At 51.9% G+C, this 13,116-nt stretch carries 13 protein-coding genes; 12 read left to right on the top strand and 1 reads right to left on the bottom strand.

Annotated features, from left to right (window positions below):
* Positions 1–2,764, top strand: a 2,764-nt coding sequence (locus ACJROR_RS05620) for an alpha-amylase family glycosyl hydrolase (RefSeq protein WP_406546231.1), incomplete at its 5' end; no start/stop codon positions are given.
* A 136-nt stretch (positions 2,765–2,900) separates the two neighbouring features.
* Here ACJROR_RS05620 and argE read toward each other — a convergent pair.
* On the bottom strand, positions 2,901–4,052 hold the full coding sequence (gene argE, locus ACJROR_RS05615) for an acetylornithine deacetylase (protein WP_406546230.1): 1,152 nt from the start codon (positions 4,050–4,052) through the stop codon (positions 2,901–2,903).
* Between the two features lie 292 nt (positions 4,053–4,344).
* On the opposite strand from argE, the gene argC reads away from it, so the two are divergent.
* From argC to ACJROR_RS05560, 11 genes are all read left to right on the top strand, one after another.
* The gene (gene argC, locus ACJROR_RS05610) at positions 4,345–5,352 is read left to right on the top strand and encodes an N-acetyl-gamma-glutamyl-phosphate reductase (RefSeq protein WP_406546229.1); all 1,008 of its coding nucleotides are present in this window, start codon (positions 4,345–4,347) and stop codon (positions 5,350–5,352) included.
* Positions 5,353–5,358: 6 nt separating this feature from the next.
* Positions 5,359–6,156 carry an acetylglutamate kinase gene (gene argB, locus ACJROR_RS05605; RefSeq protein WP_406546233.1) on the top strand — a complete coding sequence of 266 codons (798 nt, stop codon included), beginning with the start codon at positions 5,359–5,361 and terminating at the stop codon, positions 6,154–6,156.
* A gap of 35 nt (positions 6,157–6,191) precedes the next feature.
* The gene (locus ACJROR_RS05600; protein WP_406042595.1) at positions 6,192–7,109 is read left to right on the top strand and encodes an ornithine carbamoyltransferase; all 918 of its coding nucleotides are present in this window, start codon (positions 6,192–6,194) and stop codon (positions 7,107–7,109) included.
* A 3-nt stretch (positions 7,110–7,112) separates the two neighbouring features.
* Complete coding sequence (locus ACJROR_RS05595) at positions 7,113–8,330, top strand: argininosuccinate synthase (protein WP_406546228.1); 1,218 nt, start codon at positions 7,113–7,115, stop codon at positions 8,328–8,330.
* Positions 8,331–8,531: 201 nt separating this feature from the next.
* A complete protein-coding gene (argH, locus tag ACJROR_RS05590) occupies positions 8,532–9,917 on the top strand; it encodes an argininosuccinate lyase (protein WP_406546227.1) in 1,386 nt (461 codons plus the stop codon).
* A 344-nt stretch (positions 9,918–10,261) separates the two neighbouring features.
* A complete protein-coding gene (gene rpsJ, locus ACJROR_RS05585) occupies positions 10,262–10,573 on the top strand; it encodes a 30S ribosomal protein S10 (protein ID WP_406042709.1) in 312 nt (103 codons plus the stop codon).
* A 14-nt stretch (positions 10,574–10,587) separates the two neighbouring features.
* On the top strand, positions 10,588–11,226 hold the full coding sequence (rplC, locus tag ACJROR_RS05580; RefSeq protein WP_406042601.1) for a 50S ribosomal protein L3: 639 nt from the start codon (positions 10,588–10,590) through the stop codon (positions 11,224–11,226).
* Positions 11,227–11,240: 14 nt separating this feature from the next.
* Positions 11,241–11,849 (top strand): 50S ribosomal protein L4, encoded by a 609-nt coding sequence (rplD, locus tag ACJROR_RS05575; RefSeq protein WP_406042603.1) that lies wholly within the window; start codon positions 11,241–11,243, stop codon positions 11,847–11,849.
* Between the two features lie 8 nt (positions 11,850–11,857).
* Complete coding sequence (rplW, locus tag ACJROR_RS05570) at positions 11,858–12,157, top strand: 50S ribosomal protein L23 (protein WP_406546226.1); 300 nt, start codon at positions 11,858–11,860, stop codon at positions 12,155–12,157.
* A 9-nt stretch (positions 12,158–12,166) separates the two neighbouring features.
* Complete coding sequence (rplB, locus tag ACJROR_RS05565) at positions 12,167–12,988, top strand: 50S ribosomal protein L2 (RefSeq protein ID WP_406042607.1); 822 nt, start codon at positions 12,167–12,169, stop codon at positions 12,986–12,988.
* Positions 12,989–13,008: 20 nt separating this feature from the next.
* A partial coding sequence (locus tag ACJROR_RS05560; protein WP_406546232.1) for a ribosomal protein S19 family protein occupies positions 13,009–13,116 on the top strand: 108 nt, incomplete at its 3' end.

The raw sequence follows: 13,116 nt of genomic DNA, 5'->3' as shown, positions 1-13,116 counted from the left end.
TCCCGCAGCTGATGACTGGAATGCGGTAGTGCTTGATACCATTGACCGGGCTCATATGTATCTGGATCCGGGTGATCCGGAAGCGGGCTGCGAGGTTACTGATTCCACCCTGGTTATTCACGGTGATTACTACGGTGATGATACTAATGCCTATATTTACGGAGACAGCGAGCTTTTAGGCGGCTGGCCCGGAACTCAGGCTGCAAGACTTGATACCTGCAATCAGCCCGTTTATACCATTGATCTTTCCGCTCAGGCAGGATTTGATCCGGCTGGTAAATATAATGTCATTGCAAATAACAATAACGGATCTCAGACCGGTGACGGCAATGTATTCTCAGCAAATACCCTCTGCCTGAAAATGACTGACGATCATACCGGCACCATGGTTTCCGGCCGCGAGTGCGGTGTCAGCGTCCCGGGTCAGGTGATCACAGACAGCGCTTATATTTTTGATTCCGTTTCCGGCAAGATTCTGCGGGACGGAGACACCATCGAAATCAACGAGATTTCCGGTAACCCTGATACTGGCTACGCTGTTATTTCTCTTTTGATGTCCGGCGCTGGTGTAAACGAGCAATCCGAAGGCACCTTCGGGATCGGCGCTGATGCTGCTCTTCAGGGCACTGATGAAGCGGCCGCTCCGGTAACCTCCGGCTCCTATACCAACGGTCAGATGATCAGAGTGGGTGATAATATTAAGGTTAAGGACGGCGAGAAGAAGTCCACCAAGCTTACCGTTAAGTACAACGATACCACCGCCACCATTAATATTGTTAAAACCTTTGCCTCCAAGGATCCCAAGTGCCGTCTGGAAAAGTCCGCGGAAACTCTGGGCGCTATCTATTCCTCCGACAAGACCGTATTCCGCATCTGGTCTCCGGATGCTACCAATGTGGCAGTCAAGGTTGACGGCGAAGAACACAAGATGTCTCCGGCTAAGGTTAACTGCTACTCCAGTGTTTATGAAGCCACTGTAGAGGGAGATCTGGACGGAAAGGAATATCAGTTCCTGGTGGATGGTACTGAAGTGCGGGATCCTTACGGCAAGATGATTGCCAAGGATGCGCAGAGCAATATGGCCAACGTGGTAATGAACACGGAAGCCATTCTGCCTGCAGGCGGCGAATGGGTAACCGCTCCTAATCTCGCCAACAGAGAGGATGCCGTAATCTATGAGGTTCATGTCCGCGATTTCACCATCGACCCCACCTCCGGTGTAGATGATGATAAGAAGGGTCTGTACCTGGGCATGGTTCAGACCGGCACCAAGTACAAGGGAGTAACCACCGGTATTGATCACCTCAAGGAACTGGGCGTAACCCACGTGCAGATCCAGCCCATGTACGATTTTGCCACCTGCTCCGATGAAAGCGCCAACGTGCCCACCGGCAAGGCAAATTGCTACAACTGGGGCTATGATCCCTGGAATTACAATGTCCCGGAAACCCGTTATTCTTCGGCCTTCGGCACGAATGATTACCGGACTAAGATCCAGGAAGTAAAGACCATGGTTAACGAATTCCACAAGAATGGCATTCGGGTAATTATGGACGTGGTTTATAACCATACCTTCGATAAGAGCGTATTCGAGAAGATTACCGATAAGTACTATCTCAAGGCTGATATTACCGGGTGCGGCAATACTGTTAAGGCCGACAACAATATGGTGTGGATGATGATCCGTGATTCCATGGATTACTGGGTTTCCGAGTTCCATATTGACGGCTTCAGACTTGACCTTGCCGGTTCCTTCACCATGAAGGACTTCTCCGACTGGGGCGAGTACCTCAACAATGCCCATCCTGATGCCAACCTCCTGATTTACGGCGAGCCCTGGGATGCTGTCGGCGGCAGCGATGAGGTACCGAACCCTGTTCGTACCGGTACCGTACGTCAGCAGTCTGCCAATGCTCACGTAGGCGTCTTCAATAACCGTATCAGAAACTGTCTCAAGGGATCCAGCGATGACGGCGAGGCATTGGGCTTTGTGTTTAACAAGGTCAATGACGGCTGGGACGGCAACGGCACAGACGAGAATGATGTTGCTCTCAACGGTAACAAGGAATGCGTGTTCATGAGCGTCAGAGGCGGCGCCCGTCATCAAGAGGCCACCGGCACCGATGTCTGGACTGCCCAGGGCTTCACTGATCCGGAACAGGCTGTTTCCTATATAACCGCTCACGACAACCTTGCTCTTCGCGACAAGATTGAAGCAGCCGGCGTTACCGATGCTGACGAAAAGAAGAAGCTCCAGACCTATGCCAATGCCATCGTGCTGGTAAGCCAGGGCATGTCCTTCATTCATGGCGGCGAAGAATTCGGCAGAACCAAGGCTGCAGCCGGCACCTCCGGTGACAGCCCGATGTGGAATACCTATAAGACCACATCCGGAGCCAATGACTTCAAGTGGGATCTTAAGGCTGGCGAATGGAAGACTGTGAATGATGCTTATGCTGCTCTCATTAAGATGAGGAAGGATCATCCGGCATTCCGCATGACCACTGCTGCTGATATTTTTGCCAACATAACTCTCGACGGTCAGAGCACCGAAGAGGTAGTGGTATTTGATATCAACGGCGCTGCTGTTAACGATTCCTGGTCCAAGATTAAGGTTGTTCTTAACAGCTCCAAGAGCGCTGCGGCCATTACCGGTGTTGATAACATGGTCAAGGTGGTGAGCGGCTACCATGTGGATGACGGCAGCGTGGAGCAGAACAGCTCTGCCATTCCGCAGGCGCTTTCCATCTGGGCTGAGCGCTGATACTCCGCGGCAGTTTCCGGACAGGAAAACTTTGTAAGCCATAGGTAACCTGCGAAGATGTAATAACGCGGGTTAAGAAAAGAGGGCGGGATTTATTCCCGCCCTTTCTATTTGGGGTTTAAATGCAAGTAAGGATTTAAAAAACCGTTTTAAGCAAAAGAGACCGCAAAGTCTCGAGACCATGCTCCGCTTCGCTGAGATCCAGATACTCATCAGGCTGGTGTGCCATGTCGATGCTCCCGGGCCCCATGACCGCCGTGGCGGCCACGGTCTGAAAATAAGTGGCCTCGGTGGCATAGTTGACGGCCACGGGTTCTTTGCCGGAAACCTCTCTCAGGAGATCCCGCAGGACTGCGGGAATTTTGCCGGCAAAGGCCTCTGTGGGGGGATAGGCATCCTCCAGGGTGATCCTTCCGGGATATGCGGCCAGCACCGGAGCCAGCGCTTCCCGGGTAAGCTTTCTGATAATATGGGAATCGGCCTCCGGCATCAGTCGCGCCTCAAAAACCAGCTCCGCATGATCCGCAATTTTGTTGGGAGCATCGCCTCCTTTGATTTCGCCGATATTCAGGGTGGGGCAGGGTACTTCAAAAAGCTCCTCCCGGGCGTATTCCCTGAGCTGTTCCTCCAACCGGTAAAGCTCGGTCATGCATTTGTGGAGGATTTTTATGGCTGAGAGACCCTTGCCGGGATTTGAGGCATGGCCCCCGATGCCGCTGCATTTGATTACCTGCACCAGCTGGCCCTTGTGCATTACCACCGGAACCATGGAGGTGGGTTCTCCGATGATTATCATATCGGGCTTTTCAGGAGCAGCGCCGAGGTGTTTGGCCAGGTGAATGGCGCCGTTCATGGTGGTTTCTTCGTCTGCGGTGGCCAGCACCCAGACCGGCTTTTGGAGTTTCGTGAGATCCAGAGAGAGCAGAGTTTCCATCACGAAGACAAAAAAGCCCTTCATGTCGATAACCCCAAGACCGTATAGGCGATTGTTCCGGATTTCGGTCTGAAACGGGGAAGATGACCAAAGGGCGGTATTGGCCGGCACGGTGTCGGTATGTCCGGAAAAGGCCAGCCCTCCCGATCCGGTGCCGTATTTGGCAATCAGGTTGAATTTGTTCCGGGTTCCCGGAACAGGGATCTTTGCGGCGGAGAATCCCAGAGGAGTCAGCCAGGAGATCAGGAGATCGATGACCTTTTCATTGGAGACATCCTCTTCAGGCTTTTCGGAACTGGAGGAGTTAATGGCAATGATCTCCCGGTATAGCTTTAAAAATCTTTCGCGGTTCATGACAATTGGTACCTGTAAACAGTTTTTTCTTGAAGTCTCCGTGGGGAGGACACTGAAAATTTTACGTGTAAAAACGTTTTTGGGGCGGAAAAATCGCTTTTCAGGAGAAGTTTTGCGAAAAATTACATAATTATGCACTTTTCTTGCATAATTATGTAATAATATGCCCCTGTAAGAAGGGTAATTGCCGGATGTCTTTTTTATTAATCGCAAACAGGCGTAAAATCATATGACGGACGGCGGCCGGCAGTTATACCGCCATGACTTTCATCATCAAGACAGGAATGCAAGAATGCTTAATGTTGCTGTAATAGGAGCCAGCGGCTATGCCGGCGCGGATTTATCATTGCTGGTGGCGAAACATCCGGAATTAAAGCTGAACGGGGTTTATGTTTCTGAAAACAGCCAGGACGCCGGCAAAATTCTTTCAGATCTTTATCCCAGAATGCGCGGCTTTACCGATATTGAGCTAAAGCCCCTGAATGCTGACAATCTGGCTGATCTCAAGAAAAATAACGATATTGTATGCCTGGCCACGGCTCACATTGTCAGCATGCGTCTAGTTCCCGAGCTGGTGGATGCCGGACTGACCGTTTTTGATTTGTCGGGAGCCTATCGGGTAAATGATGCGGTGTTTTATCCGAAGTATTACGGTTTTGAGCATGAAAACCTGAAGTATCTGGAGGAGGCTGTTTACGGCGAGGCGGAGTGGAATGCCGAACTGATTAAAAAGGCCCGTCTTATTGCCGTGGCCGGCTGCTATCCCACAGCATCCCTCACGGCTCTGAAGCCCCTAATGGCAGCCGGTCTGATCAAAGAAGGTTCCATGCCGATTATCAATGCCGTCTCCGGTGTTACCGGTTCCGGCAGAAAGGCTGCTCTCACTAACAGCTTCTGCGAGGTCAGTCTTAATGCCTACGGCGTGTTCGGACACCGGCACCGTCCGGAGATCAGTCATCATCTGGGGACAAAGGTGCTGTTTCAGCCGCACCTCGGCAACTTCAAGCGGGGCATTCTGGCCACCATTTACGTCACTCTGAAGGACGGGGTGACCGATGAAATGATTTCTGCCGCCTATCACTCAAAATATGACGGATCCCGCATTGTCAGAATCGTTCCTAACTGGCCTGCCGTGAAGGATGTGGAGATGACCCCGTACTGCGATGTGCACTGGCAGCGGGAGGATGACACCCTGGTGGTCTGTTCGGCCATTGACAATCTGCAGAAAGGCGCCGCTGCTCATACCATGCAGTGCATCAATATTCGTTTTGGTTTTGACGAGACCGTATCACTTCTTTAGGAGCTTATTGTGGACAATGTTCTGATTATCAAGCTGGGAGGAGCTCTCATAGAAAACGACGAGGCTCTTACTGCTCTTTACACCGGTATCAGGAATTATCTGGAAAAGAATCAGCGGCCTATCGTATTGGTTCATGGCGGGGGCTGTCTCGTAGACGATCTTTTAAGCCGTCTGGGACTTAAGTCGGAAAAGAAGAACGGCCTCAGAGTTACCCCCTTTGATCAGATTCCTTATATCACCGGAGCTCTGGCCGGCACTGCCAACAAGCTGATGCTGGCGAAGGCCAGGGAGCTCGGGGTAAATGCCGTGGGACTCTGTCTTACTGATGGCGGCATGACCAGGGTTACACAGAAGGATCCCGAGCTTGGCGCCGTGGGCGATGCCGCTGTGGGGGATCCGGCTCTTCTGGAGGTGCTGCTTTCCCACGGCTACCTCCCGGTGCTCAGCTCCATCGGCATTACCGATGACGGCCGTCTCATGAATGTGAATGCCGATCAGGCGGCTGTGGCTTTGGCCATTTCCCTGAAGGCGGATCTGGCTCTTCTGTCTGATGTGGACGGCATTCTGGATCGGGACGGCAAGCTGATTCCGGAGATGACCTCCGGACAGGCGGATGCGCTGATTTCTTCAGGGGTGATTTCCGGGGGCATGACCGTAAAGGTTAAAGCAGCCCTGGATGCCGCCCGCATTCTTAACAAGCCTCTCAGCGTGGCTTCATGGCGCTATCCTGACAAGATTACCGCTCTGCTTAACGGAGAGGCTATCGGCACCAGGGTGCTTCCGGAGCAGGCGCTGCCGGAGTAATCGCTGCCAGAATATTTATTATTGCAGGTTGAATTATGAAACATTTTTTAACAGGATTTGACTGGTCATCAGAGGATATGATGAATCTCCTGGATCTGGCCAGAGACATGAAGAAGGATCCCGCAAAATACCGCGCGGATTTGCAGGGAAAGAGCATTGTAATTCTTTTTGAGAAGCCTTCGCTGCGTACCAGAACCACCTTTGACATTGCCATGAGCCGGCTGGGCGGGCATGCTCTTTATCTTGATCAGCAAAACGGCGCCATCGGGAAGCGGGAAACCGTCAAGGATTATGCCCGAAACCTTTCCCGCTGGACGGACGGCATCGTGGCCAGAGTTTTCCGGCATGACACCATTGAAGAGCTGGCCAAATACGGCACGGTGCCGGTGGTAAATGCCCTGTGCGATCTTTATCATCCCGGTCAGGCTCTGGCTGATTTTCAGACCATCAGAGAACATTACGATGACCTGAGCAAGGTGAAGCTGGCCTATTTCGGCGACGGCAACAATGTTACCAATTCTCTTCTCATAACCGGAGCCAAGCTAGGCGCTACAGTCACCGCAGTCTGCCCCAAGGGCTACGGTCCCGACGTGCAGATTTACGAAAAGGCTCTGGAGATCGCCGCCAGAACCGGCGCCAGACTGGCGGTAACCGATGATGCGGACGCCGTGATCGGTTATGACGTGGCCTACACCGATACCTGGGTATCCATGGGAGATGACACTCCTTTGGATGCGGTAAAGGCGCGCTATATGAAGTACCAGATCAATAAGGAGCTTTTGGATAAAACCGGGATTTCCTGGGTGCTGCATTGCCAGCCGGCTCATCGCGAATATGAAATCACTTCTGAAATCATGGACGGGCCCATGTCTCTCGTTTATGATGAAGCAGAGAACCGCATGCATGTGCATGCTGCCATTTTAAGCACATTGCTCAATCAATCTAGGAGTTAATATATGGCTGTAAAGAAAGTAGTACTGGCATATTCAGGTGGCCTTGACACCTCTTCCATCGTGCCCTGGCTGAAGGAAAACTATGATAACTGCGAGGTTGTCTGCTTTGTTGCCAATATCGGGCAGGGCGCTGATGACCTTGAGGGCATTGAGCAGAAGGCTCTCCAGTCCGGCGCCAGCAAGTGCGTTATCAAGGATCTCCGGGAAGATTTCGTAAAGAATTACGTTTATCCCACCATTAAGACCGGCGCTGTTTATGAAGGCTCCTATCTTTTAGGCACCTCCATGGCCAGACCGGTAATCGCCAAGGCCATGGTGGAATGCGCTCTTGAGGAAGGCGCCGATGCCGTAGCTCACGGCTGCACCGGTAAGGGCAATGACCAGGTGCGTTTTGAGAGCGCTGTTGCCGCTCTGGCTCCCCAGCTTCAGGTTATCGCTCCGTGGAGAATCTGGAAGATGCGTTCCCGCGAGGATCTTCTGAACTACCTGAGCGAGCGCAATATTCCCTGCAAGGCCACTCTTAAGAAGATCTACAGCCGCGACGCCAATGCCTGGCACATTTCCACCGAGGGCGGCGAGCTGGAGGATCCGTGGAGCAAGGCTACTGATGCCGTGTGGACCTGGACTGTCAAGCCCGAGGAAGCTCCCGATATTCCGGAAGAGGTCAGCGTTACCGTTGAACATGGCGAAGTTACCGGGGTAAACGGCCAGAAACTTTCGGCATACAACTGCCTTAAGACTCTGAACGAGATTGCCGCCAGACATGGCGTGGGCCGGGTTGACATTGTGGAAAACAGACTGGTGGGCATGAAGTCCCGCGGTTGCTATGAAACCCCGGGCGGCACCGTAATGATGGCAGCTCTGCGCGCCATTGACGATCTGGTGCTGGATAAGACCGTGCGTTCCTTCCGCAACAAGATCGCCGAGGATTTCGCTCAGCTTGTTTATGACGGACGCTGGTTTACTCCCCTGCGCACTGCTATTCTGGCTGCGGCCGAGGATATTGAGAAGGACTGCACCGGCGAGGTAGTGCTCAAGCTTTACAAGGGCAGCGTAACCGCGATTCAGAAGAAGTCTCCGCACAGTCTCTTCAATGTTGATTTTGCCACCTTTGGCGAGGATGAGGTTTACAACCAGGCAGATGCAGACGGCTTTATCCGTCTTTACTCTCTGCCGGCCCGCATCAGAGCCATTAATGCCAAAAATCAGAAGGCTGACTGAGAGAACTGCGGGATTATGCTGATCCCGCGCGCGGCAGTATAGCGTTTTTTAATAGGCTCAGGATTTCCCTGGGCTTATTTTTAATCAGCAGGGATTTTTTCAGGAAGCAAAGATTCGGTCATTGCTTCAGGATCAGGAAAGCGGGATTGTGTTTCCTGATATCTGCGTATCATTGGCAATTACGTAAAAGAGGATAATTCTATGGCATTATGGGGCGGCCGTTTTACCGAGGCGGCAGACGAAAGATTCAAAAGATTTAACGATTCTCTGGTATTCGATTACCGGCTGGCGATCCAGGATATCGAGGGATCCATGGGATGGGCCAAAGCGATTCACAGCGTGGGCATTATTTCCGCGGCAGAGCTGGAAAATCTGGAAAAGGCTCTCGCGGAGCTCCTGGATGAAGTGCATCAGGATCCGGAAAAAATTGCCTATGCCGGCTTTGAGGATATTCATTCCTATGTGGAAAGCCGTCTTATTGAAAAGGTGGGCGATCTGGGCAAAAAGCTTCATACTGGCAGAAGCAGAAATGATCAGGTGGCTCTGGACATTAAAATGTGGTGCCGGGATCAGAGCCGGGTGCTTCTGAAGTCCATCACGGATCTGGAGAAGGTTCTGACTGCCACGGCCCGGAAGCACTATGACACTGTTATGCCGGGGTATACCCATTTGCAGCGCGCTCAGCCTATAACCTTCGGACATTGGGCCATGGCTTACTGCGAAATGTTTGACCGGGATTATCACCGTCTTCAAAATGCCGTGGCGCTGATGGACGCCTGTCCTCTGGGCAGCGCTGCGCTGGCCGGCACCGCTTATCCTGTGGATCGGGAGCAGCTGGCCCGGGATCTGGGCTTCAGCAGGGCCACCCGTAACAGTCTTGATTCCGTTTCCGATCGGGATCATATTGTGGAAATTATGAACTGCGCCTCCATCTCAATGATCCATCTTTCCCGGCTGGCCGAGGATCTTATTATTTATAACAGCGGCGAATCCGCCTTTGTGGAACTGTCGGACAAGGTTACTTCCGGTTCCTCCCTGATGCCGCAGAAGAAAAATCCCGATGCACTGGAACTCATTCGCGGCAAGGCCGGCAGAGTATTCGGAGATCAGATGGGAATGATGACCACTCTGAAGGCGCTGCCCCTGGCCTATGACAAGGATATGCAGGAGGACAAGGAAGGGCTCTTTGATGCTCTGGACACCTGGCATGACTGTTTGGAAATGGCCGCTCTGGTATTTGAGGGCATGGAGGTCAGAAAGGAGAAAACCCTTGCCGCCGCCAAGGGCGGGTACTCCAATGCCACGGAGCTGGCTGACTATCTGGTGGGGAAGGGGGTGCCCTTCAGAGAGGCTCACGGCATTGTGGGCCGGGCCGTGGTTTATGCCATCTCCCAGGGGAAGCCACTGGAGGATCTTACGGTCGCAGAGTTCCGGAACTTCAGTCAAGTGATCTCCGATGACGTATATCCGATTCTGCAAATTGAATCCATTCTGAGGAAGAGATCCGCGCTTGGCGGAGTAAATCTGGACAGAATTCAGGAAGCTGTGGCGTTCATGGAAAAGGAGCTTGCGGCCAGAGGTGTCTGATTACCTTCAGGTAACGACAGCAAAAAGGCAGTCCTGGGGCTGCCTTTTTGCTGTTATGACAGGCGCGGAAAAGGAGAGCAATGTGAAAAATGAGATTTGGGTTAAATTTTTCTTGATTCCTGCGATTCTTTAAGTATAATTCACTGAGCTCGACCTTTGGGGTGACCCGGAGGACAGCCCTGAGGCTCCTTCGCAAAGCATGGCGGCTTCTTGCAGTGTTGCGCAATGGCGCATTACAGCCCTGAGATATTCAGGGATTACAGTTGGATTTATCTCCCCTTGCAGCAAAAGCGAGGCGGCGGATAAATTCTTTTTGTTCTTTTTTTATTTGGAGCTCTGAAACAATGCAGAACCAAAGAATTCGTATCCGTTTGAAGGCTTTCGATCATCGTCTGATCGACAAGTCCACTATGGAAATTGTTGAAACTGCAAAGCGTACCGGCGCGCAGGTTCGCGGTCCTATCCCGCTTCCTACCCGCAAGGAACGTTTTACCGTGCTGATTTCTCCGCACGTTAACAAAGATGCGCGTGATCAGTACGAAATTCGCACCCACAAGCGTCTTGTGGATATCGTAGAACACACCGACAAGACCGTAGATGCTCTTATGCGTCTTGATCTTCCGGCTGGTGTTGATGTTCAGATTAGCTTGGGTTAATGAGGTAGAAGATAATGTCAATTGGCGTAATCGGTCGCAAGCTGGGTATGACCCGCATCTTTACTCAAGATGGCAAGTCTATCCCTGTGACTGTTATTGAAGTTGAACCAAATCGCGTAACTCAGGTTAAGTCTGTTGAGACTGACGGCTATACTGCTATTCAGGTTACCACTGGTTCCAAGAAGGCAAGCCGTGTAAACAAGCCGGAAGCCGGCGTGTTTAAGAAGGCAAACGTAGAGGCCGGCCGCGGTCTCTGGGAATTCCGTCTCGCAGCTGAAGATCTGGCCAACTACGCAGTCGGTTCAGAAGTTAAGGTTGATTTATTCGCCGAGGGTCAGAAGGTTGATGTAACCGGAACCTCCAAGGGCAAGGGAACCGCCGGTACTGTTAAGCGCTGGAATTTCCGCACTCAGGACATGACTCACGGTAACTCCCGCTCTCACCGCGTTCCTGGCTCTATCGGTCAGAATCAGACCCCGGGGCATGTGTTCAAGGGTAAGAAGATGGTTGGCCGTCTCGGTAACGAAAGAGTTACTGTTCAGGGTCTGAACGTAGTTCGTGTTGATGCTGCCCGTAACGTGCTCCTGATTAAGGGCGCTGTTCCTGGCGCGATTAACGGCGACGTTATTGTAAAGCCTAGTGTTAAGGCGTAAGCGAGGGAAAAATCATGGAATTACAGATGTTAGGCGCAGGCCCGATTCAGGTTTCTGATACCACCTTCGGCCGTGACTACAATGAAGCCCTTGTTCATCAGGTTGTGGTTGCTTACATGAGCGCTGCACGTCAGGGAAGCAAGAGACAGAAGAATCGTTCTGAGGTATCCGGCGGCGGCAAGAAGCCTTTCCGTCAGAAGGGAACCGGCCGCGCTCGCGCAGGCTCCATCCGTTCTCCGCTCTGGCGCGGCGGCGCTACCACCTTTGCAGCCCGTCCTCAGAATTGGGATCAGAAGGTTAATCGCAAGATGTACCGCGTAGCCATCAAGAGCATTCTTTCCGAACTTGTTCGTCAGAACCGCTTTGTTGTGGTTGACAGCTTCTCCGTAGACGAAATCAAGACCAAGAAGCTCGAGCAGAAGCTTAATGACATGCAGCTTAAGGATGTTCTGATTGTTACTGATGAATATCAGGAGAATCTCGTTCTTTCCGCTCGTAACCTTTACAAGGTTGATGTATGTGAAGTTAACGGCAGCGGATTCAATCCTGTAAGCCTTATTGCTCACGATAAAGTGCTGGTAACTTCATCGGCCGTTAAGAAGATTGAGGAGTTGTTAGGATGAGCTCGTCTATGAATAAATCTCGTCTGTACAGCATTATCAAGGGAGTTCTTATCTCTGAGAAGACCACCAGAATTAATGCATTTAACACCTATGCGTTTTCTGTTCTCCCCAATGCTGACAAGACTGAAATCAAGAAGGCAGTTGAAGAGATTTTCAAGGTTAAGGTTAAGAGTGTTTGCACTCTGAATGTACAGGGCAAGATGAAGGCTACTGGCAGACACCTCGGCCGCAGGCAGGATTGGAAGAAAGCATATGTTACTCTTATGCCTGGCCAGTCTCTCGACTCCACTAACTTACAGGGTGAATAGGAGCAGATTATGGCAATTGTAAAGTGCAAACCGACTTCTGCTGGTCGTCGTCATGTAGTAAAGGTTGTAACTCCTGGTCTTTACAAGGGAGCTCCTTTTCAGGGACTGGTAGTTGCAAAGCGCAAGACCGGCGGACGTAATAACACCGGCCGCATTACCACCCGTCACATCGGCGGCGGTCATAAGCAGCGGTATCGTATTATTGACTTCTTCCGCGTTAAGGACAATATTCCTGCCAAGGTTGAGCGTATCGAGTACGATCCTAACCGCAGTGCAAATATTGCTCTCATCTGCTACGATGACGGCGCGCGCAGCTACATCCTTGCTCCTAAGGGCCTGGCTGTGGGTGATAAGGTTATGTCCGGAGCTCATGCCGAGATCAAGGTGGGCAATACCCTTCCTCTCCGTAACATTCCTCTGGGCACCAATGTTCATGCTGTGGAGCTTGTTCCGGGCAAGGGCGCTCAGTTTGCCCGTTCCGCCGGCGCTTTCTGCCAGATCCTGGCTCGCGACGGTCAGTATGTAACCCTCCGTATGCGTTCCGGTGAAATGCGCCGCGTTCTCGCAGACGGCAGAGCCACCATCGGAGAAGTAGGCAACAGCGAGCATATGCTCCGCTCTCTCGGCAAGGCAGGCGCCAAGCGCTGGCTGGGCATTCGTCCTACCGTAAGAGGTATGTCAATGAACCCTATCGATCACCCTCATGGCGGTGGTGAAGGCCGTAACAAGGGCATTCAGCCGAGATCCCCGTGGGGCACTCTGTGCAAGGGTTATAAGACTCGTAAGAACAAGCGTACTGACAAGTACATTGTTCGTCGTCGTGATAAGTAATTTTTTTAAGAGGTATTACCATGCCACGTTCGCTCAAGAAAGGTCCTTATATAGACCAATCCTTGCTGCAGAAGGTAGAGAAAGCGGTGGAAAGCGGAGACAAGAAGCCTATTAAGACCTGGTCCCGT

Origin of the sequence: Succinimonas sp. (genome assembly GCF_045225735.1) — a bacterium.
GTDB lineage: Bacteria > Pseudomonadota > Gammaproteobacteria > Enterobacterales > Succinivibrionaceae > Succinimonas.
The sequence above is the reverse complement of the archived record's forward strand: the minus strand, read 5'-3'. Positions and strand labels throughout refer to the sequence as shown.